The organism is Erysipelatoclostridium sp. DFI.2.3 (assembly GCF_019132535.1).
GTDB classification, from domain to species: Bacteria; Bacillota_I; Bacilli_A; order Erysipelotrichales; family Erysipelotrichaceae; genus Clostridium_AQ; species Clostridium_AQ innocuum.
This window is the reverse complement of the sequence record NZ_JAHOOJ010000005.1, coordinates 106425-127141: the sequence shown is the minus strand read 5'-3', so window position 1 is coordinate 127141 and position 20717 is coordinate 106425. Positions and strand designations below refer to the sequence as shown.

Annotated in this window: 23 protein-coding genes and 1 other annotated feature; all 23 genes read right to left on the bottom strand. The window is 44.4% G+C overall.

What is annotated here, in order from left to right; all coding sequences use genetic code 11:
- Positions 1 to 4: 4 nt before the first annotated feature.
- The 23 genes from KSZ58_RS07055 to KSZ58_RS06945 all read right to left on the bottom strand — a co-directional run bounded on the left by KSZ58_RS07055 (position 5) and on the right by KSZ58_RS06945 (position 20676).
- Complete coding sequence (locus tag KSZ58_RS07055; RefSeq protein ID WP_009269196.1) at positions 5 to 1048, bottom strand: hypothetical protein; 1044 nt, start codon at positions 1046 to 1048, stop codon at positions 5 to 7.
- Between the two features lie 18 nt (positions 1049 to 1066).
- Positions 1067 to 1573 carry a hypothetical protein gene (locus tag KSZ58_RS07050; RefSeq protein WP_009269197.1) on the bottom strand — a complete coding sequence of 169 codons (507 nt, stop codon included), beginning with the start codon at positions 1571 to 1573 and terminating at the stop codon, positions 1067 to 1069.
- 88 nt (positions 1574 to 1661) lie between these two features.
- Positions 1662 to 2384 carry a hypothetical protein gene (locus KSZ58_RS07045; RefSeq protein ID WP_224727207.1) on the bottom strand — a complete coding sequence of 241 codons (723 nt, stop codon included), beginning with the start codon at positions 2382 to 2384 and terminating at the stop codon, positions 1662 to 1664.
- Between the two features lie 25 nt (positions 2385 to 2409).
- Complete coding sequence (gene pilM / locus KSZ58_RS07040) at positions 2410 to 3321, bottom strand: type IV pilus biogenesis protein PilM (protein WP_009269198.1); 912 nt, start codon at positions 3319 to 3321, stop codon at positions 2410 to 2412.
- A 12-nt stretch (positions 3322 to 3333) separates the two neighbouring features.
- Entirely contained in the window at positions 3334 to 4530 is a 1197-nt protein-coding gene (locus KSZ58_RS07035; protein ID WP_002608803.1) for a type II secretion system F family protein, read from the bottom strand.
- 24 nt (positions 4531 to 4554) lie between these two features.
- Positions 4555 to 5322 carry an A24 family peptidase gene (locus tag KSZ58_RS07030; RefSeq protein WP_008817422.1) on the bottom strand — a complete coding sequence of 256 codons (768 nt, stop codon included), beginning with the start codon at positions 5320 to 5322 and terminating at the stop codon, positions 4555 to 4557.
- A gap of 72 nt (positions 5323 to 5394) precedes the next feature.
- Positions 5395 to 5841 (bottom strand): prepilin-type N-terminal cleavage/methylation domain-containing protein, encoded by a 447-nt coding sequence (locus KSZ58_RS07025; RefSeq protein WP_009269199.1) that lies wholly within the window; start codon positions 5839 to 5841, stop codon positions 5395 to 5397.
- A 384-nt stretch (positions 5842 to 6225) separates the two neighbouring features.
- A complete protein-coding gene (locus KSZ58_RS07020) occupies positions 6226 to 6957 on the bottom strand; it encodes an RNA methyltransferase (RefSeq protein ID WP_009269200.1) in 732 nt (243 codons plus the stop codon).
- Between the two features lie 197 nt (positions 6958 to 7154).
- On the bottom strand, positions 7155 to 9881 hold the full coding sequence (gene ileS, locus KSZ58_RS07015) for an isoleucine--tRNA ligase (RefSeq protein ID WP_009269201.1): 2727 nt from the start codon (positions 9879 to 9881) through the stop codon (positions 7155 to 7157).
- A gap of 37 nt (positions 9882 to 9918) precedes the next feature.
- Positions 9919 to 10127, bottom strand: a binding site (T-box leader).
- Positions 10124 to 10588, bottom strand: a complete 465-nt coding sequence (locus KSZ58_RS07010) for a DivIVA domain-containing protein (protein WP_008817426.1) — start codon at positions 10586 to 10588, stop codon at positions 10124 to 10126. Its footprint overlaps the feature before it by 4 nt.
- Positions 10589 to 10602: 14 nt before the next feature.
- The gene (locus KSZ58_RS07005; RefSeq protein ID WP_002608796.1) at positions 10603 to 11355 is read right to left on the bottom strand and encodes an RNA-binding protein; all 753 of its coding nucleotides are present in this window, start codon (positions 11353 to 11355) and stop codon (positions 10603 to 10605) included.
- Between the two features lie 3 nt (positions 11356 to 11358).
- Complete coding sequence (locus KSZ58_RS07000; protein ID WP_002608795.1) at positions 11359 to 11760, bottom strand: cell division protein SepF; 402 nt, start codon at positions 11758 to 11760, stop codon at positions 11359 to 11361.
- A 126-nt stretch (positions 11761 to 11886) separates the two neighbouring features.
- Positions 11887 to 12141 (bottom strand): PRC-barrel domain-containing protein, encoded by a 255-nt coding sequence (locus tag KSZ58_RS06995; protein WP_224720950.1) that lies wholly within the window; start codon positions 12139 to 12141, stop codon positions 11887 to 11889.
- A 36-nt stretch (positions 12142 to 12177) separates the two neighbouring features.
- Complete coding sequence (locus KSZ58_RS06990) at positions 12178 to 12957, bottom strand: SigB/SigF/SigG family RNA polymerase sigma factor (RefSeq protein WP_009269202.1); 780 nt, start codon at positions 12955 to 12957, stop codon at positions 12178 to 12180.
- Positions 12958 to 13191: 234 nt separating this feature from the next.
- On the bottom strand, positions 13192 to 13896 hold the full coding sequence (sigK, locus tag KSZ58_RS06985) for an RNA polymerase sporulation sigma factor SigK (protein WP_002608792.1): 705 nt from the start codon (positions 13894 to 13896) through the stop codon (positions 13192 to 13194).
- Positions 13896 to 14633, bottom strand: a complete 738-nt coding sequence (locus tag KSZ58_RS06980) for a sigma-E processing peptidase SpoIIGA (RefSeq protein ID WP_009269203.1) — start codon at positions 14631 to 14633, stop codon at positions 13896 to 13898. Before KSZ58_RS06980 ends, sigK begins: the two co-directional genes overlap by 1 nt.
- Before the next feature lie 101 nt (positions 14634 to 14734).
- A complete protein-coding gene (locus KSZ58_RS06975) occupies positions 14735 to 14911 on the bottom strand; it encodes a hypothetical protein (RefSeq protein WP_008817428.1) in 177 nt (58 codons plus the stop codon).
- A gap of 515 nt (positions 14912 to 15426) precedes the next feature.
- Complete coding sequence (locus tag KSZ58_RS06970) at positions 15427 to 16617, bottom strand: coenzyme F420-0:L-glutamate ligase (RefSeq protein WP_008817429.1); 1191 nt, start codon at positions 16615 to 16617, stop codon at positions 15427 to 15429.
- 107 nt (positions 16618 to 16724) lie between these two features.
- Entirely contained in the window at positions 16725 to 17216 is a 492-nt protein-coding gene (locus tag KSZ58_RS06965; RefSeq protein WP_002608788.1) for a metallophosphoesterase, read from the bottom strand.
- A gap of 63 nt (positions 17217 to 17279) precedes the next feature.
- The gene (locus KSZ58_RS06960; RefSeq protein WP_008817430.1) at positions 17280 to 18260 is read right to left on the bottom strand and encodes a GerMN domain-containing protein; all 981 of its coding nucleotides are present in this window, start codon (positions 18258 to 18260) and stop codon (positions 17280 to 17282) included.
- A gap of 65 nt (positions 18261 to 18325) precedes the next feature.
- The gene (locus KSZ58_RS06955) at positions 18326 to 19453 is read right to left on the bottom strand and encodes a M15 family metallopeptidase (protein WP_009269204.1); all 1128 of its coding nucleotides are present in this window, start codon (positions 19451 to 19453) and stop codon (positions 18326 to 18328) included.
- 58 nt (positions 19454 to 19511) lie between these two features.
- Positions 19512 to 20111 carry a hypothetical protein gene (locus tag KSZ58_RS06950; RefSeq protein WP_009269205.1) on the bottom strand — a complete coding sequence of 200 codons (600 nt, stop codon included), beginning with the start codon at positions 20109 to 20111 and terminating at the stop codon, positions 19512 to 19514.
- Positions 20112 to 20481: 370 nt separating this feature from the next.
- Positions 20482 to 20676 carry a helix-turn-helix transcriptional regulator gene (locus KSZ58_RS06945; protein WP_079747667.1) on the bottom strand — a complete coding sequence of 65 codons (195 nt, stop codon included), beginning with the start codon at positions 20674 to 20676 and terminating at the stop codon, positions 20482 to 20484.
- Positions 20677 to 20717: the final 41 nt, after the last annotated feature.

The following is a 20717-nucleotide window of genomic DNA, read 5'->3' as shown; positions in this document are numbered from 1 at the left end:
ATCTTTAATCAACACATCGTTCCGGTATAAAATACTTCTTTTTAAACGCTTCCCATTTAAGCAATTCATTTTCAGGTTCTTTACCATCTACCAGCTCACCTAAAATTTTAAGCGGTATAATTTTATTGCCATTGAGTTCCGTTACATCATACCAATGCCCATCCTCAACATTAAATATCATAGAAGCTTCCCAATCGCCATTATTCATAGTGCTTTTTTCATTCGCATATACAAATGACAATTTCTTGCCATCCGAGCAATAGGTTTTCATATAAAATGTTTTACCCTCAAATTTTTCCGGAAAATTTGATGCTGCACTATTATCGAATTTCGGTATGCTGCTGTTATAAACACCTGTGTAAAGATATTCTCTCATACGATCGTTGCTATAATATCCATTGTTGGCATATTTTTCCCATGATTCTCCATACTCTGCAATCATTCTTTCATATATTTCAGCATCGCTTTTCACATATTCCTGCATGACTTTATTACCTGTGCACGCTGCTTCATATAAAGGTGTTAAATGCGACATCATAATCTTCGCATTCTTGATATTGATATTTTCCTGTACCTCAGCACCCTGTCCTTTATAGTATTTTAACAACTGCCATTTTTTCAAATCTCCGGTTCTTCCCAGCTGCATATCGGCATTCACAGTCTCTGTCTGCTCTGCATAATCCACAGTAACCGATATCGTAATTTTGCCACGAATATCTTTATCCTTATCCACCGCAACACGGGAAATTTTCGCTTCCGTCACCTTTCCGATATTGGACGCTTCCGGAATATCTATATTCAATGGTGTTGACTGGTTTTCCTCTTCCGGTATCATAGCGATATAATCACTGTTGTCCAGCTCGATTTTCTCTACAATATTCTGAATAACACCCTTTGCGGTCAGATAAGCCTGGCGCTTGCTGTTATTGTTTACACTTCTGTTATAGTAAGAATATGAAATACCCAGTGCAGCTGCAACGGTTATCATCAAAATCATGATGACAGTGATGGCCCACAGCAAAGCCGATCCCTTCTGATTTCTTCTCATATTCTCACCTCTCTATCTTTATATCATGAACAGCTTAAATGTAATCGTTGTTGTTTTTTCATCATCCTCTTCCGAATATGTAATACCGGATACTTTTAATGACTTTGTCGTTCTCACATCATCTACAAGTGTCTGAACATCCGTAATTGCACCGGACACACTCAGATTCACATTATAAACCTTCAGTTTTCCATCCTTGTTCTTGGAGGAAGAACCTTTTTTCTGCTGCAGCTGATATTCGGTATAGCTCAGAATGTCTTCCTGATCAGCCTCGGCGATACTCAGGCTGACAGGCGTCAGTCCATGCTCAATCGTCATGGAGGTGATAAGATTATCAACATCTTCCTTATTCATTTCTTCATAAAATTTATTCTTGATATTCTTTAGCTCCTCCGAAGTCTCCTTCAGCTGCTTATCCAAATCACCATAGTCAATCATCGATGCCTTCACTGACTGCAGCTCCAGCTGGGCAGTATCATATTCCGCCTTCAGTGTGTTATGCTTTTCCAATGCCGGCAATAGCATCCAGAACAGCCCTCCGGCAAAAACAACAATACACAATAATACATACAGCAATATTTTTTCTCTCTTCGTTAATGTCGCATACTTTCACCTACTTCAGTTTACAAAGGACCGTAGCCGAATATACTGTCGTTGTCTGCTTATCCGCCTGTGTATTCGTTTCATTTGTCTTATTCAATAAATCCAGCAGCTGCTGTGCTGCGGATTCTGTATCTGTTTTTGTATCCGTATTCTTTTCTGTATTATCTTTTACATTTTCTGCAGCTTTTTCATTTGCTTCCGCAGTCTTTGTTGTCTTCTCTGTTTGCGCATATCCTGCATAATCAACGGTTTCAAAGGTCTTGCTCTTTTTCAGTCTTCTGACAAACTGCTCCGTATCCTCCGCTGTAAGCGACTCCACCTGTAATGTCACCACCTGTGTTTCTCTTTGATAAGATAATGATACAATGGAAGTATTCACATCGGAAGCAATCAATATCTGATCGAATGTATTCTGACTCAGCTGCGGATAAGACTGAATATCCTTATGCAGCGTCTTATACTTTTCTACATCATTCATCGCCTTTTGCAAGGACTGGTATTTCTCTAAATTGGGATCCTCTGCAATCTGCTTCTGCACCTGCTTCAATTCTGCTTTTGCTGCTGCAATATCAGAGTCCAATGCATGGTTCTGATAGGTCACAATACCAAACCAGGATATCAGGATAACAGCTGCACTGATGGGAAACACCAAATATTTCAAGGTGCCGACATATGGAGAGGCTTCTTTTTTCTGTTTATAGACCTTCAGTAAATCAATATCTTTATTTTTCAATCCATTTTGAAACATCTCCTGCACCTCACTTTCTGATCAGACACCCTACGGGGAACACATAATCATGCAAATGGAAATCCTTATAGTGATCCCCGGTTACATAGACAATCTTGGAATCCGGAAATTGTTCCGCCTGCAAATTCAGATTGCTACGTATACTTTCAAAAACCATCAGCTCCTCCGCATCATCCAGACCGCAGAAATATGCTCTCTCAATAGGGTACGGACTCTGCTTGGATTTGCTGAACTGGATCAGCTGGGATATATTACTGTTCATTTCAGAAATAAAAGCCTGCGTTCCCCGCTCTGAGAACAGCCTTGTTCTGTTAGAAAAGGTATAGTGGTTTTTCTCAAACAGATAAGAGGATACATTATTACCGTCCAGAACCGATACAATATAGGTTTTTCCATTCAAATCTGCCAGCTCCTGCGTTAGCGTATGCAAGGCATTAATGGAGATATCAACACTTTTCAGCCTGATACCTGTGGCATCAAACAGTTCAATATAGCTGGTAAGCAATTTTCTTTCAACAGCACAGCATAAAATCTCTCCGCCCTTTTTCTCTTCCTCTTCAAACGATGACTGCAATACACTGTAATCGTAAATCAGATCCTCATAGCTGCCATCAATATCGGCTAATTCATCCTTTGCGACCTTCAGCAGCTCCTTTCTTGAAAGCTGGGGAACCCGTATGTTTTTCACAAGAATCTGCCCGCTGTCGATTACAAACCGGGCTTCCTTTAAGCCGTTTTCCTGCAGCTCCTTCAAAATGTCAAGGATGGAGGAGTCATCGGTAATCACACCATTGATCATTGCGCCTTCTTCCAGAGGATATTCATGAAAGGCTTCTACCTTTACCATATCTTTTTTATCACATGACCCGTAAATCATCTGTACGGCATGTGATGATATAAATAATACATATTCTTTTGCCATAAGCTTCTCCCTTTACTTTAGACTCGTTGGATTTTGATACATCTGATAGATTGGCAGCAATACCGCCAGCATGACACACAATACGATCAATGCCAGAATTATAATCATTACCGGCTCCAATAGTGTGACCATACGCTGAGATGCAGCCTCGGATTCATAATCAAAATCATCTGCCAGAGATGTCAGCATTGTTTCCAGACGTCCGCTTTCTTCTCCAATGTAAATGGAGCTTGCGAGCTTTGGATCAAAGCCGTCAATTTTCTGTATGCTCTGTGACAGTGAGGTTCCGTTTCTCACCATATTCACGACTCCGTCAAACTGAGATTCTATATACTTATTCCCGATCGTATTGCGTATGATCTGCATACCGTTGATGATGGAAATACCACTTGTATAAAGCGAGCACATATTTCTGGCAAAGCGCGCTGTATAAATGATACACAGCAGCTTACCGATTTTCGGAACATTCAGCTTCAGTTTATCAAACCGATACCGAACCTTCTCTATGCGAAGCAGCGTTGTGATGAACGCAAATATACATAAGATGCCAATCAGAAGCCAGTACCAATAATGTATCATAATCTGCGAAAGACCATTTACAATTTTCGTAATCAACGGAAGCTCCATTCCTTCAAACACACTCGAGAAGCTTGGAATAATCCAAGTAAATACAACAATGATAACAAAAACGGTTACACATAACAGAATAATCGGATAAATCATGGCATTGCGTATCTTTCGCTTGATATGATCATCCTTCTCATACTGCAAAGCCATCGTCATAGCAACCTTTTCCATCTGTCCGCTGCTTTCTCCGGTTCGATACATATTGATCATAAGCTCCGGAAACGCCTTTCCTTCAGATTCCATAGCCATTGACAGTGTCTGTCCCTGCTGCAGCTTACGGTACATATCCGTATAAATACTTTTGATTTTCGGTTTGCTTTCTCGTTGTACAAGAATAGACATTGCACGTATCAGACTGACACCGGAGCCAATCATCGCTCCCAGCTGTCGAGAGAAATCAGACAGCTCCTTCAGAGTCAGTTTATATGTATTCTGCTGTGTGTTTGTCACATCCTTACAGTCTATCAGATACTGATCCCTGGAACGCAGAAAAGCAGCAAGCTCACTCCTGCTGTTTACTTCCATTTTTCCGGTTATCCTTTTGGCATTTATATCCTTCGCCGTATATTTATAAACCGCCATATCTGTATTCCCTCCAAGCCTGTTTTATAATCCGAATAACGATAGATACCCCTGTATCAGAGTTTCACCATAAAGTAATGATATCATAATCCCTGCACATAAATACGGTCCAAAGGCGATATGTGCTCCCTTTTGTGTTTTTCTTGACAAAAGCAGATATACCGCATAGCTTCCTCCTATCAGTACGGAGATAAAAAACGCAAGGAGTGTCAGCTTCCATCCCAGCAGAAAACCGGCTACAGCAATCAGCTTGATATCCCCGCCGCCAAAGCAGTCCGGAATCAGAAGCGTCAACAGATACATCGGAAGACTGACAATGAAAAAGCCGATAGCTCTTGTCATTAACGCTGTTTCCGGATGCAATACTGTGAAAATGCCAACAGGAACAATTAAAGATATAATTAAACCATTTGGTATTGTCATAGTATCAAAATCAATCATGGTAATTGTGAAAAGAATCATGAATACTGCAAACACAAGAACAGTATCCCAGGAAAACCCATAGGTATAAAAGCAAAACATCCCGATACAGCCTCCAAGAAACTCCAGTACCGTTTCACGAGCTGAAATCTTATTACCACAGTATCGGCATTTCCCTTTTAGAAACAGATAGCTGAACACCGGGAATAAATCATACCACTGCAGCTTATGATGACATGAAGGGCAATAGGATCTCCCCTTTACAAAGGATAAGCCCTGAGGAAGTCTCCATATTACCACGTTCAAAAAACTGGTGATACAAATTCCAATAAGGAATGCATATAGATATAGCAGTAATAGTAAAGCGTCCATTTATTCACCATCCTTCTTTAATTAAAAGTGTAAATATAAAGCCTCTTGGAAGAGGCTTTATATTCTACTTGATTATTTTGTAGCTTTTTCAATTTTTGTTTGCGTAGCAGTGTACGTATCATTAGACCCTTCAACTTGAATCTCACACTTATCTATCTTCTTTTCTGTCAGCGTACATGTAATCGATTTAACAGCACCTTCCGGATATTTAGCATCGTCGCCTTCACCGGTTTTAGAAAGACCTAATTCACCATTAATGGCATCAGCATTATTAACTTTTGTTGTCAAATCATCATTTGAAATACCTGGATTTTCACCAATCTGGCTTGTCGCATAAGACTGAGCTGCAACATAACCTGCTCTTACCTGAGATTGCACTTTTGTATCTGCTGCCTCATTGATATACTTCATAACAGCCGGTACTGCCAGCGCCATCAGGATACCGATGATTACCAAAACCACGATGATCTCAACCAGCGTAAATCCCTTCTTGTTCTTCTTCAATTTCTTAACATTCATTTTTCTCTTCTCCTTTTTTCAGCAGGCAATGCTTCACAAGTTATACTTTATGAAACAGGTAATTTTCATAATCAGCTGTTTTCTATGCAGGATATGCAGAAAACTCCATTCTCACCTGTGAATTATGCTAATCCCCCATTCCATAATAGTTCAGGTTCATAGACATTTAAGGTATGAAAAGTCAGCCAAATTTCCACAAAAGCCCTTCTGCATTGCCAAAATCTTAACGTTTATATTAATAGAAGAAACAGGGAAAGTTTTTTTTGTCATATTTTTATATTATTTTTCAGCTATAAGCATTCAAACTAAAACTTCGTGTGATACTGATGTGATAATTACCATACACCTCTTCCGATTCCAAAACGATTATTTTAGCTGCGTTCCTCATTTTTTAAACGCATACATGCAGATTCCTGCCGCAACAGCAACATTCAAGGATTCAAAGGTATGCATCTCGATAAACACATGAGTATCCGCCAACCGCAGAACCTCCTCGCTGACACCCTTTCCTTCATTGCCAAACACAAGTGCAAATGCATCAGGCACTGCAATTTCACGAAGTGCCGAGGCATTGTGCAGAGAAGTCGCAAGAATTCTGTTACCCTTCTGCTTCAAACTCATCAGCATAGCCTGCACATCACCTCGAATCACCGGAATGTGAAACAAGGCTCCCTGTGTGGAACGTATCACCTTTTCATTGTATACATCACAGCTGTGTGCAGATAGCAGGACTGCATCATATCCAAAGGATACGGCAGTTCGAATAATGGTTCCGACATTCCCCGGATCCTGCACATCATCCAGTACGATAACCCGTTTACCAAATTCTGCATCATGGTATTGCGGCATACGGCATACAGCCATAATCCAGGTTCCGGATACACTGCTTTCCAGCTTCCGCAGAATGTCCTTTGTGACCTCATACACCGGATATTCCACAAATGTATGTGCTTTTCCAATCCCCACAAGTACAGCCTCGACCAAGCCGGCTCTCGCAGCTTCTTCAATCAGATGTTCCCCTTCTACCAGAAATCGCTGATCCTTTTCCCGATATTTCTTTTCCTTTAATTTTGCCCATTGTTTTACCTTTGCATTGGTCAGTGATGTTATTTCCATAATGCTCTCCTTATATCAGAATCACCGTACGATACATGTATGGCTTCCCTTTGTTTAATCACCCCGTTATTTTACTGTATTTCTTATGTCTTTTCCATAGAAAACAGCAACTTTTTTATAAAAGCATGAAAAATGACAGACAAACTGCTGTTCATCTGTCGTCAACATTCCATAATTATCCAAACTTACGTCGTAAGCTATTTCAGCACCTCTGCACAGCGCTCACAAAGGCCATCCTCCGCATGGGAATCCGTAATATTCCAGCATCTTGGACAAACCTTGCCTTCACACTTCTCAACTTCTACCTGACACACTTCATACTGCTTCAATTCATCCACGGAGAAGCTGACCTTGGAAACGATCAGCCACTGGTTGAAATGATTTCCGCACAGCTTCTCAATCAGTGCACGGTCTTCATCGCTCACATTGATCATCACATGTGCTTCCAGAGACTTACCAATCACCTTTTCCGCACGTGCTTCCTCCAGGGCCTTGAAAATATCCTGGCGAATTGCCATCATGCGTTCCATATCCGCTTTGATTGTATCAGCACCCTGTACATCCAGTGCCTGTGCAAAGCTTCCCAGATGGATACTTTCTGCTTCGGTATGGAAGAAGTCGTTGACCTCCTCACAGGTGTGCACGAGGATGGGTGCCCACAGGCGAACCAGCGTATTGACCGCATGCCACAGCACCGTCTGTACCTGACGACGTCTAGGCGCATCCTTTTTCTCAATATACAGGATATCCTTTGTATAATCCATGTAATAGGCAGACAGCTCGTTCGTCATCAGATTGCTCAGCATATTGGTGATATCCGCAAAACGGTATTCCTTATATGCCTTTATTGCTTTTTCATTCACTTCATTCAACAGGACCAGAATATATTTGTCCAGCTCCGGCAGCTCGTTGATATCCACAAGATCCTCTTTTGTGAAATCCTCTTCCGGATTGACATTGGCAAGCATGAAGCGGAACGTATTGCGCACCTTGCGGTACTGCTCACTGATCTGCTTCAAAATCTCATCCGACATACTGCAGTCCGCCTGATAATCGACACTTGTCGCCCACAGACGCAGGATATCCGCACCGTATTTTTTCGTGATTTCTCCCGGTGCTACCGCATTCCACTGTGATTTGCTCATTTTCACACCCTTGCCATCCATAACGAAGCCGTGGCTCAGTACCTGCTTGTAAGGAGAGTGTCCATGTACAGCTGTACCGATGATCAAGGAGGAATTGAACCATCCGCGATACTGATCGCTGCCCTCGAAATACAGATCGGCAGGATAGCCCAGTCCGCGTTCCATCATGGCACCGGTATGAGAGCTTCCGGAGTCAAACCATACATCCATCGTATCGGTTTCCTTGCGGAATTCTCCATTTGGGGAGCCTGTATGTGTATAGCCCTGCGGCAACAGCTCCTTCGCTTCCTTTTCAAACCAGATATTGCTGCCATGCTCACGGAACAGCTCTGCCACATGGGCAAATACAGCCTCATCCATAATCGGCGTATCATCCTCCGCATAGAAAATCGGAATCGGAACACCCCATGCACGCTGACGGGAAATACACCAGTCACCGCGATCGGCAATCATATTGTGCATGCGCTGCTGTCCCCACTTCGGAATCCAGTCAACATTCGCAATCTCTGTCAGCAGCTTTTCACGAATCTTATCAATGGACGCAAACCACTGCGTTGTTGCACGGAAGATAATCGGCTTCTTTGTTCTCCAGTCATGCGGATAGGAGTGCGTAATGAACTCCAGCTTTAACAATGCGCCCATTGCATCCAGTCTCTGTGTTACCGTCTTGTTCGCATCATCGACATACTGTCCCTTCAGCCAGTCACCGGCATCCTCCATCATGCAGCCGTGCTCATCCACATTGCAATACGCAGGCAGACCGTATTTCTGTCCGATGAAGAAGTCATCGGCACCAAAGCCCGGTGCCGTATGTACACAGCCGGTACCTGCATCTGCCGTTACATGATCCCCCAGAATTACCAGGGATTCGCGATCATACAGCGGGTGCTGACAGGTGATCATTTCCAGCTCGCTTCCCTTATAGGTTGCCAGCTTCTTCTTTGTTTCCAGACCAAACTTCTCCCACAACGCATCCACCAGCTCTTCCAGAACGATCAGCTTGCCCTTTTCGCTTTCCACAAGCGCATAGGTGTAGTCCTTATTCAGACAGATTCCCAGATTGGCAGGAATGGTCCATGGTGTCGTTGTCCAGATGACAAAGGAAGTATCGCTGTCCAGAACGCCCTTGCCATCCTTCACCGCAAATTTCACGAAAATCGTCGGACTTTTGATATTCTTGTATTCAATTTCCGCTTCCGCCAGTGCGGTTTCACTGGAAGGACTCCAGTAAACCGGCTTCAATCCCTTATAAATCAGACCGTCCATCGCCATGGAGGCAAAAATTTCAATCTGATGTGCTTCAAAATCCTTGGTCAGTGTGATATACGGATGATCGTAATCGCCGACAACACCCAGTGATAAAAATCCCTTTTTCTGACGGTCCACCTGTTCCAGAGCATAGTCATAGCACAGCTTGCGGAAATCGGATAATTCCATCTCCTTGCGGTTATGTCCCAGCTTCTGAATTGCAGTTTCAATCGGCAGACCATGCGTATCCCAGCCCGGCACATACGGCACCTTGTAACCGGCCATATAGCGGTTACGGATGATGACATCCTTCAAAATCTTATTCAGGGCATGTCCCAGATGGATATCCCCGTTCGCATACGGTGGCCCGTCATGCAAAACAAACGCTTCACAGCCCTCACGGTTCTCCAGCATTTTTTCATAGATTTCGCTTTCCTTCCAGCGCTTCTGAAAGTTTGGCTCCTTTGTCGGTAATTTTCCACGCATTTCAAACCTTGTCTTCGGCATTAACAGTGTATCCTTGTATTCCATATCATTTCCTCCTTTTATGAAAAAAAGACGCCTTCTATCTAAGGACGTCTTGTAACGCGGTACCACCTTAGTTCACATGAAGCTCATGTGCCCTCAGCTTATAACGACAAGCGTATCGTATTTCCCTACTGCTTTCAGGAAATCTGCTCCAAAGTGATATCTTCTATATCCTTCCTGCCGACTCTCACCAACCGTCAGCTCTCTTCAAGTCCACATATAGAAGCATGTCTTTATCTCAGCATTTATATTTCTTTTTTCAATAAATCAAGATCCGGTATTTCAGGGGTTTCAAAATCATCCAGTGCCTGCGTGATTTTCTGCAGTTCCTTACGCATACTGCCCTTCAGATCGTTCGCCTCATCTCCAAGGCGGGCCACCTCCATCAAAATTCCACGCGCCATCATTAAGGATTCCTTTACAATGGCATCGGCATTGCGGTGTGCCGTATCGACGATCATATTTGCTTCCTTCATCGCCATGCGTGTCATTTCGTCCGCAGCTTTTTCCTTGACCTCGAGATTCTCACTGACATCCCGGTAGCGTGTTTCCAGCTCCTGATATTCTCTGGTTAGTTCTTCTTTCAGTAAGTTGGCTTTTTCCAGTTTTTTCTGAAGGCTTTCCATCTGCAGCTTCTGTGTCTGAATGTAATCCTCCACCTGATAGCGATTATATCCATTTTTCATTGTATCAAATGCGTATCTGTCCATAATCCCTCTCCTATTCACTGATACATGCCAACCTCTATGACAAGATTTCCCTTTTTTGTTTCCTTCACAACCTCTTTCAGCTGGAATCTTCCATGTCCGCGAATGGAAATAACACAAGTATTATCGCACAAATAGGACGTTTGTTCAAGTATTACATGATCAACTTTTACCTGTTTGCTCCGTATGAGATCTGCAGCCTTTGCCCTGCTGAGTCTGGCGAGCGCAGCGACCAGCGTATCCAGTCGAAGAGAGGATACTATCAGTGATTTGTAGGCAATATCCGGTTCATAGCTGACAGACTCCTCACTCGGCTCCAGATGGACGGCACAGCGTTTGATTTGCGTCAGATTGGCAATCAGATAATTGCCGATATCCGGATCCACAAACATATGCACCGCATCCTGTTCAACGATAAGATCCCCGGTTTTATCCCGCTCAATCCCCAGATTCATCAACGCCCCGAGCACATCACGGTGTGCCAGCTTTCCAAAGCTGTAAGAAATCTTCGCCTTTAGATGAAGCACAGGAATCTGTACCTCTTCCTCCCAGGGCAGAAAAGCAAGCCGGCAGCGTTCGGCCTGCGCATAGCCGCCATCTTTGCGATACAAAATCCGATGTCCGCAAAAGCGTTCGGCTATCTGTATCTGATCAGGCGAAAAAAAGGGTGTAACAACAACCCGGTTCCAGCGTTCCATGCGATCAATCTGATCCTGCAGGCGCCGGACGAATTCCTCGTTACCCCGATAATGCTCTATTGCGACAGACAATGGTTAGTCTTCCTCGCTTGCGTCAAGGCTGATTTCCCCATGTACCGCCACGCTGCGCGGCGTACACAGAATCACATTATGCCCGATCTTCTGAATGCTTCCATCCAGAGCGAAGATTACACCGGTTAAAAAATCAATGGTACGCTGTGCATAGTCACGCTGCAGCTTGTGCAGATTGACAACAGCCGCCTTGTTTTCCTTCAGGCGTTTTGCGATTTCTTCGGACTCATCAAAGGAACGAGGCTCAAACAGAACCATTTTCGTATCGGTTGGCAAGTGATTTACTTTTGATTTCGGTCTTTCATATTCAGAAATAGAAGGAGTATCCTCTTCCTGTTCTACTTCTAAAACGTCATCTTCATCCATTGGCGCTATAAATTCTTTGAATTTCTGACTGATGCTCATTTACGCGTCCCTCCTATACATTATGTATATTCTAGCACAAAAATCCCTTTATAAAAAGGGATTTTTCATGAAATTTATACAAGTGCCGCAAACTGTTTCAAAAGCCCTCCTTTTTGTAAAAAAACTTCAGCATCGAAATTTCACAAGAATAACATCACCCGCGATATTTTCGATTTCCTGCGTGGGAATCTCAATTTCATCACACGGGAAGAACCAGGGAAACAGCTTTTTCACAAAGGACTGCGTGGGATGGACAAATATGGAATGAATCACATACGTGCATGGATCAAATTCCACATCATTGACGAGTCCGATCATACTGCCATCCATCACATTGATGACCTGTCTTCCGCAAATATCCGTATATTTCAATTCTATCACCTGTTTCAGTATATGCCCTTCACCCGCAGGTGTTGCCTAGGAATCAAATTCTTTTTTCAAAACTGCAATGGCGTTTTTTTCCAGACGTGACACCTGTGCCTGCGAGATGCCCAGCTCTCCGGCAATCTCTGTCTGCGTCATATCCTGATAATAGCGTTTCTGTATGATATCCAGCTCCTTCCCCTTTAAGCGTGTCAGACTGCGCTTTAACGCCATCAAATTGTTCAGACGCTCGATTTCATCCTTGTCATCCTTGATCTGATCCAGCAAAAACAGCTCATCTCCGTCCGAATTGTATACCGGTTCAAAGATGGAAAGCACACTCTGTGTGGAATCCAGTGCATCCACGATATCCTTTTCCTTAACCTCCAGCTGCTGGGCAAGCCAGGAAACACTTGGCTCCTTTTGATGCTTATGTACATACTCCTCCTTCAGCTTGAAGGCCCGATACGCCAGATCCTTTAAATGGCGGGATACCCGGATTACCTGATTATCGCGCAGATAGCGTTTGATTTCACCCATGATCATCGGTACCGCATAGGTGGAAAAGCGCACTTCATGCTTCAGATCAAAATTGTCGATGGACTTCACAAGCCCGATGCAGCCAACCTGAAACAGATCATCCATATTTTCACAGCGATTGGAAAAGCGCTGCACAATGGACAGCACCAGCTTCAGATTTCCATTGATCAGTGTTTCCTTGGCACTTTCATCGCCCTGCTGGAGCTTCACAAACAGCTCCTTCATTTCTGCATTTGTCAAGACCTTTAACTGTGCGGTATTGATACCGCTGATTTCTACTTTATAACGACTCATATGCTCTTTGCCTCCTAGTGTCTGTACTAGCAGTGTGCCCGAGCCGTTTCTTTGTTATGCGTAAAAGCAGGCAGCTTTTCCTGTAAGTAATTGGAAGGAAAACAGTCTTGACAATAGTAAGATAAAAACAGCCGGATCAAACGTCTGTCCGACTGCTTATAAGGTTTTTTTCAGTGCATGGTTCCTCGTATTTTTTCAAATTTCATAATCCGTTGCTGCAGCTGAACCGTTGTTTTACTGTGAGTTCTTCATCTGTACCTTCAGCTTGGCGATAATGCGCTTTTCCAAACGGGATATATAGGACTGGGAGATACCCAGACGCTTGGCGATATCCTTCTGGGTCAGCTCTTCATGCTGAATGCCGTAGCGCATCTGCAATATCTGGCGTTCCCGCTCCTTCAGCGTCGACATCGCCTCCAGCAGCTCCCGCTTGTTTTCCTTTTTTTCAAACTCCTTGGTCACGACATCATCATCGGTTCCCAGAATATCCGAGAGCAGAAGCTCATTTCCGTCATAATCAATATTGAGTGGTTCATCGAAGCTGACCTCCACCTTGCGGCGGCTTTTCTTGCGCAGAAACATCAGGATTTCATTTTCAATACAGCGTGATGCATAGGTCACCAGCTTGATATTCTTATCCCGTTTAAAGGTATTGACCGCCTTGATCAGCCCGATGCTTCCGATACTGATCAGATCCTCCATAAAAATCGGATTGGTTTCATAGCGCTTTGCGATGTATACGACAAGGCGAAGATTATGTTCAATCAGTGTGTTGCGGGCCTCCTCATCTCCGTTTTCCAGAGCAATCAGTGCAGCCAGCTCCTCTTCCTTGTCCAGCGGCTTGGGAAGTACATCATTTCCCTGGATGTAATAGACCTCCATGACATCCTGTTTAATAAATAAAAAGCGAATGAGTTGCAGCAGTTTTTTCATCATCATCACCCCAGTGTCATCATATTCATGTTCAGCAATACTTCGCAGTTCAGCGGAAGGCTTACATGGTTTCTGCAGCAGACCAGCACCCTGTGCTTATGGCATCCCTCTATCGCCGCCAAGCATGCATAGCAGCGTATGACAGAGGTATCGTCAACGGTATTCATTACTACCAATTCTATGTCCTGTTTCTTAAAATATGTCTCATAGGAGGAAGAAATAAACAGGACCGGTATTCCTTCATAGCTCAGCAGATTTCCGCTGTCCAGCCATCCCTTCAAATGCAGCGTCGTATCCGCAAGCTCAATCTGCAGTCGGTACAGGTAATTCATGCGTGCCAGCATATCCTTCCATTTCACATGGAGCAGAAGGAACATTCCGCCATATACCAGCCACAGCCAGTACACCGACGCATGGAGCGGGACAAACCAGAGAAAGTTATGAAAACCACCCTGATAAAACGCAAAGGATGTCATGTACCAGAGTATGCGGATTCCCTGCATCATCATCCAGCTTTTGGCACAGAAACGAAACTGCCAGAAAAAAAAGACGACTTCCTCCAGCACCAGAAACAGCCAGGAGCCAGGAAAGAACAGCAGACAGCCCGGTATGCTGAGAGCAAGTGCATAAACCAGCATTTTCCGTATCGGCAGCGGTTGTACACAGGCATAGGATGCCATTAAAAATGACAGCAGAATGGTTGCGGTGTTATGCAGCATACTGACCTCTACATAGCTCTCCATACAAGCATCCCTCCTTCATGGCACAGTATACACCTGGCTATGTTATGAATCTGTCGATATTCGCCATACGCAAACCGATAAAAACCGGCAGGCTTCGACACTCAGACATGCATGTTCGCATACTCCCTGTGCAATTCAAGCAGATTGGGCTGGATATGATGCTTACTGCAGAAATCCACATACTGCTTCAGATACCCTTCCAGCTGTCCGCTATGAGCAAGCATGGTTATATCCTTTGAAAAATACGTGAGAAACTCCTGAAACGATAAAAACGACATAGCATCACCTCTATCCTATGGTATGCAGTCCTGTCAGAAATAGAACCGCGCTCATTCCTTTATTGATGCCTTACACAATTATGAGATCAAATACAAATTACAGACTGAAACGACTGTTTTCTAATCATAAATTAAAAACAGCAGACCCCTGCCTGCTGAGCATTCCCATACAATATCCATTCATGTACCTGTTTCCTAGCTGTACAAAGCTATGATATTTCATTATAAAGAAAAGCTTCCTTCTCGCATCCACACGTATCATGCATACCACCACCTTGCGCCGTTTCTTTTTCGAAAGTCTGTGTTTATTGCGATGTTCAGAACAATTGCGGACTTTTATACGCCTGTCCTGTCCCTTTCAGATTTTCTTCACGATGCTGATGACATCTATCGTAAACGTCCCCTTCTGATAAAGTCGGCAGCACAGGCAGCTGCTTCGATTATAATTCCTTAACGCGTGTACAGCAAAACACCATTGCCGCGCAATGGTGCTTTATGTATCAGCTGTTCACCCTTTAGTTTGTGAAATTATCGAAATATCCCTGAACGAGTACGATCGGTGTTCCTTTGTCTCCGGAACCGCTCGTCAGATCACAGAGAGAGCCGATCAAGTCTGTCAAACGTCTTGGAGTTGTTCCCTGAGAAGCCATGTTTCCGACCAGGTTGTCTTCCTTTTCACGGATTTTCGCCTCGATTGCCTTCTGCAGCTCCTCTCCCTTCAGCTGTGCAAAATCATTGTCTGCCAGATATTTCAGCTTCAGTTCATTCGGAGTCCCCTCCAGTCCTGGGGTGTATGCAGGAGAAACACAAGGGTCCGCAAGCTCCCAGATTTTCCCGACAGGATCCTTAAAGGCACCGTCACCGTACACCATAACCTCCACATGCTTCCCGCATGCCTGCAGTACCTGCTTCTGAATATCCTGTACCAGCGGCTGGCAGTTTCTCGGAAACAGCTTCACCATGTCCTCTGTAGATTTGTTGGATCCCAAAAGACCAAAGGCTTCATTGTATCCGGACCCGTCAACGGATGCCGTCATAATATCATCCAGGCCGCAGACACGCTCGGCACCGTTTGCTTTCAGGATGCGTTTTGTTCTAGCTCTTGTGTGAATGTCACAGGTTAGAACATTTTTTGTATACTTAAGAATTTCCTTTGGATGGTTGGCGAAAATGATTTCCACCTCGGCACCGCAGGATCGGATCAGATCACCATAGTAGCTCACATAGTCAATTCCGGTAAATTCATGACGGTTTTCACCAAAGAGCTTCCGATATGTTTCCAGACTCAGGACATCGCTGTACGGATTGATTCCGGCTTCATCCAGCTTATCGATGGATACCAGCTCGTTTCCAACCTCATCGCTTGGGTAGCTGAGCATCAGAACGACCTTTTTCGCCCCCTTTGCAATTCCCTTCAGACAGATTGCAAACCGGTTACGGCTCAGGATCGGGAACATAACACCAATGGTTTCTCCTCCCAGCTTTTCCTTAACATCAGCGGCAATTGCATCCACTGACGCATAATTTCCCTGTGCTCTGGCAACGATGGACTCCGTTACCGCAATAACATCACGGTCACGCAGTTCAAAGCCCTCCGCTTCTGCAGCTGACAATACGCTTTGTGAAACGATGGCAGCCAGATCATCTCCTTCACGGATAATCGGACAGCGCACACCTCTGGATACCGTTCCTATTTTTCTTTCCATAATCTCTAACACCTTTCTTTACTTTGTGTATCTTCCATCTATTTCAATCACCCTTGTGATTTGAAACCCTGATAACGCAAGAAAAACCGCATCATGTACGGTTTGTCCTACCAGAAAAACTTGCTTTTCTTCTGCTTTTGCGGCAGAAATTCAAATTGTACATCCACTGTGTCACCATCTATGTTTAACAGCGCATAGCTGGGACCTCTGCCATCCCTGCTTCGCCACAGCGATCCGGGATTGATCAAACGGATACCATCCACTGTTTCATCCGCCGCGATATGCGTATGTCCATAACAGACAATATCACAGCTGCGCTCCTTTGCGGCATCCGCCAGCTGCTGGCTTCTGCGTGAATACATAAACTGATGGGAATGTACAATAAAGATACGATGAGTCCCGATACTCAAAATCTGCTCATCCGGATAATCATAAAATATATCATTGTTACCGCCAACCGTCACAAAACGGGGAAATGCCCCCGGATCCGCATCGATATCTCCGCAGTGAATATATGCATAGGCATCCCCATGCTGCTGCAGAACATATTCCAGCGCATCATCACGGCCGTGACTGTCACTGACTACTACTATCTTCATTTTTACCACCGCTATTATCATACCAAAAAATGCAGACATTTAGAAGTGTTTTTTTTAAATACGCTAGAACTGTACCTCATTATACGTCAAAGCATACACCGATACCATATCCTCCTTCTGATCCTTCGGTGAAACCGTGACCCCGTCCACGCGTACCTCGACCTTTTCAATGCCGGGCAGTGCAGCCAGAGATAGCACCAGGGCATTGTACACATCCTGCTTCACCGTGCGGTTGCTGGCAAGGATATTCTTATTCAGATTCACAATCAGGGAGCCGTCATAAACATCAAAGCTGCTGACCTTGATATCATCGGCATACAGCGGCTGATCAAGCGCACTGGAGACACTGATATCGGAAAGAATGTTTTCAACACTCGCCTTCAAGGCATCCCCCTGACTCTGTGCAACCCGCTTACTTTTGGGAACCATGTATTCATTCCCCTGTACCTTTTTTGTATAGAATACCGTCAAGGAGGCAGAGTCATGCAATGTGGTTGTTGAGGTTTCGAAATGATTGATACCGATACTGCGGTTGAGGATTTCCGGAATCGGTGTCTGTGCATTCGGCATACTGGTCAGCTGTTTATCATTCAGATAGAGCTTTACCTGCTCGATATCATGAAACTGCGTAGCTCCCCATGTGATTGCCTCCAGAATACGCAGCTCATTCTCCTTATCATAGTTTTTCAGAGAATCATCAAAATACAGGGATACAATGCCGTTTTTGATAGAAGAGGACTGCAGGGTGCACTCCTTTGTAAACAATGGTGTAAAGCCCTTGATTTCCTGCTTCCCGCTCATATAGGAAAACATGAGTGCCAGCTTATCCTCCTCGCTCATCTCCTCACTGACCGGTATGGATAACGGAACCAGTGTCTTATCACTGTCCATCATATAAATCTGCATATGCTTTGTTTCATCCTTTGTGGAAATCACCGGGGATGCACTTTGTTCCTGTGCCGGGAAAAAGCGTACCGACAGATATCCGATCATGGCGATGGCCCCGAATACCACGGCCATCTGTTTCTTGAAGGTTTTCTTCATACGTTGTTCACCTCTAGTTCAATGTATGTGGCAGGAACAGAAAAAAGAACAGGTCCGACCTGTTCTTACTCCTTCAAATCACTGATATTCACTTCATCCAGGACATAGCCCTCATCATGCAGCTTTTTCGCGATTTCCTTACCGACATAGCGCAGGGTGTAGGGCTGATAGCGTTTTCCTGTCGCATCCTCCTTCTGTTTAGGATAGCGGATAATGAAGCCGAATTTATAGGCGTTGTCCTTCAGCCAGATTTCCTGATCGCGCTCCTCCTCACTCGGATTTTTCTTTTCCTTCTTATCCGAGCTCTTCGCTTCCTCCTTCTTTCCTGCATCTTTATCCTTGTCGCTTTCCTTTTTCTCATCAAATTCCGTCGTCAGGCCGTTTGGAAGCAGGCGCACCGTATAGCCGAGCTGAAATTCACTCTGTCCCGGATAATCCCAATGCTGCAGCACATCCTCTCCATAAACGAGCTTTGCTTTCTCAAACAGCTTCATCTGATCCTCATAGGAAATATAGCCGGCTATCACCTTCATATCACCGTTTTCCTTCTGGTTGACTTCCCCTGCAGCCGCCATCAGCTCCTTCAGCGGCTTAACGACCTCTTTCTTGATTGTGATGTCATTGGCCTGCGGAACAAGGGAGGCGTGGGGCAGATCATTGATGGATACCAGATCCTTCGGTTCATAGGTATACAGCGTATTTTTACCGCCCAGCACCAGATACGGATCATTGGGCTTCGCAATCAGATGAGCGTTTTCAATATTCGGATCCCCCTCATCAAAAAAGCGGGTCAGGACATTATAGGTATAGTTCATCAGCAGGTCATGCAGCTCCTGATACTCCATACGCGCACGGTAGCGGTTGATAAAGCTCACGATGTATTCCTTAACCTCCTGGTCACTCTCCGTATGCGACGGCTTCTGTGTCTGATATGCCACATCATACCAGAGTGTATTATTCAGCTCAAAGTCCTTGATTTCGATAAATGGCAGAAACTGCTTCGGTTCTATCTTTTGTGATACCAGATAATTGATCTGCTCGGTGCTGAGATGGGACAGCACCAGCTTTCGTTCCTCCTCACTCAGCTCATGCGGATATCTGGCCAGTTCATCATAATGCTGGTTCATGATATAAAAGCATCCGCTGAACAGTGCGATCAGCAGGATGACAAACACACTTCGTTTCAGTAGCATAGGCTCACCTCGTTCTTTATTATACACGACTTTCAAAACGAAAAAAAGAGCAAGATACTCACTCTTGAATCAGCGTTGCGGTTTCATTCTCCTCGTCCTGTGCTTTCCAGCCGTCCCGAAGCTCCTTCACCATCTTGAAATAGGTGGAGCGCTTAAAGCCCAGCTGCTTCTGATAGTCCTCATGCTTCATTTCCTTACGCATGATCTTCCGTATATTTTCTTCAAAATCCTGGGGTAATACCATTTTCGGTCTGCCGTAGCTGCCTTCCCCGTTCCTTTTCTTCTCCAGTGCCTTTTGAATCCCCTCCAGCTGCAGGGCATAGTTGCGCTTGCGAATCGTTCCTGTCACAAAGTCAATCAGCTGCAGCATCTGTTCCAGATCGACACTGCGCTCATCGCGCAGCCTGACACAAACGCCGCTTTTTTGCAGAGTGCTCAGTCTGTGCTTCAGCTCCTGTACCTCACTGGCAAGGTGTGCAATATCCTGAATGTACAGGATATCCGATTGCTTCCATACGGCTTGCAGCTGTTCCCACTGCGCTGTACTGCCATAATCAAAAAAGCAGACAGCCGCGTTTTTCCTTTGCATTTCCGTTTGTATTTGCTGCAGGCTGGACACCTCCTGCTCATCCTCCACATAAGTATAAAAATAATTCATATGCGTATTTCCTTCCTATTCCATTTTTCTTTGTCACCCGCAGTCAGTAAACAGCATGACTGTCCGGTGAGTCATCGTCTTATGTCATTCTACACCATCTGTATGGCAGAATCAATCCTTACGGCAAAAGAATCCAAAAAACTATAGTTTTTTACAATATTTGGAAATTTTCAGAAGCTGTTCTTTCCCTATAGGAAGACACATGACCAACAGAAGCTTTTCCTTTGTTCGCATTCATACACGGATTGATTTACGTTCCCATACTGCTGCTTCATACCCTTGCATTGGAGCATTGCATCCTGTATGCTCTCATCTATTCGCTATACTCGGCAGTATTGCAGAAGAAAAGCAGAACGTTTTCACGTCCTGCCTATTCAAGCGTTAATTCCTCCAATTTCAGCAGCTCCACGACCGCCTGGGCTCTTCCTTTTACTCCAAGCTTCAACATAACATTGGATATATGGTTTCTAACCGTTTTATCGGATATGTTCATCAGTTTCGCTATTTCCTTGGTGCTGTAATTGGCAATCAGTAATTCAAAAACCTCTTTTTCACGTTGCGTCAGTATTTTTTGCGTAGCACTTACCCCCTAACGTTCCTACCTAC

Coding starts and splice junctions, on each gene's coding strand:
- KSZ58_RS07010 (WP_008817426.1), bottom strand. CDS start 10,588: ATGGACAGATACGCATTTGATACAATGAAAAATGGATATAATCGCTAT.
- KSZ58_RS07035 (WP_002608803.1), bottom strand. CDS start 4,530: ATGGCGGTTTATAAATATACGGCGAAGGATATAAATGCCAAAAGGATA.
- KSZ58_RS07025 (WP_009269199.1), bottom strand. CDS start 5,841: ATGAATGTTAAGAAATTGAAGAAGAACAAGAAGGGATTTACGCTGGTT.
- KSZ58_RS07050 (WP_009269197.1), bottom strand. CDS start 1,573: ATGCTATTGCCGGCATTGGAAAAGCATAACACACTGAAGGCGGAATAT.
- KSZ58_RS06950 (WP_009269205.1), bottom strand. CDS start 20,111: ATGAATTATTTTTATACTTATGTGGAGGATGAGCAGGAGGTGTCCAGC.
- KSZ58_RS07000 (WP_002608795.1), bottom strand. CDS start 11,760: ATGAGCATCAGTCAGAAATTCAAAGAATTTATAGCGCCAATGGATGAA.
- pilM (WP_009269198.1), bottom strand. CDS start 3,321: ATGGCAAAAGAATATGTATTATTTATATCATCACATGCCGTACAGATG.
- KSZ58_RS06970 (WP_008817429.1), bottom strand. CDS start 16,617: ATGGAAAGAAAAATAGGAACGGTATCCAGAGGTGTGCGCTGTCCGATT.
- KSZ58_RS07055 (WP_009269196.1), bottom strand. CDS start 1,048: ATGAGAAGAAATCAGAAGGGATCGGCTTTGCTGTGGGCCATCACTGTC.
- sigK (WP_002608792.1), bottom strand. CDS start 13,896: ATGATGATGAAAAAACTGCTGCAACTCATTCGCTTTTTATTTATTAAA.
- KSZ58_RS07030 (WP_008817422.1), bottom strand. CDS start 5,322: ATGGACGCTTTACTATTACTGCTATATCTATATGCATTCCTTATTGGA.
- KSZ58_RS06955 (WP_009269204.1), bottom strand. CDS start 19,453: ATGCTACTGAAACGAAGTGTGTTTGTCATCCTGCTGATCGCACTGTTC.
- KSZ58_RS06980 (WP_009269203.1), bottom strand. CDS start 14,633: ATGGAGAGCTATGTAGAGGTCAGTATGCTGCATAACACCGCAACCATT.
- KSZ58_RS07020 (WP_009269200.1), bottom strand. CDS start 6,957: ATGGAAATAACATCACTGACCAATGCAAAGGTAAAACAATGGGCAAAA.
- KSZ58_RS06960 (WP_008817430.1), bottom strand. CDS start 18,260: ATGAAGAAAACCTTCAAGAAACAGATGGCCGTGGTATTCGGGGCCATC.
- KSZ58_RS06990 (WP_009269202.1), bottom strand. CDS start 12,957: ATGAGTCGTTATAAAGTAGAAATCAGCGGTATCAATACCGCACAGTTA.
- KSZ58_RS06975 (WP_008817428.1), bottom strand. CDS start 14,911: ATGTCGTTTTTATCGTTTCAGGAGTTTCTCACGTATTTTTCAAAGGAT.
- ileS (WP_009269201.1), bottom strand. CDS start 9,881: ATGGAATACAAGGATACACTGTTAATGCCGAAGACAAGGTTTGAAATG.
- KSZ58_RS06965 (WP_002608788.1), bottom strand. CDS start 17,216: ATGAAGATAGTAGTAGTCAGTGACAGTCACGGCCGTGATGATGCGCTG.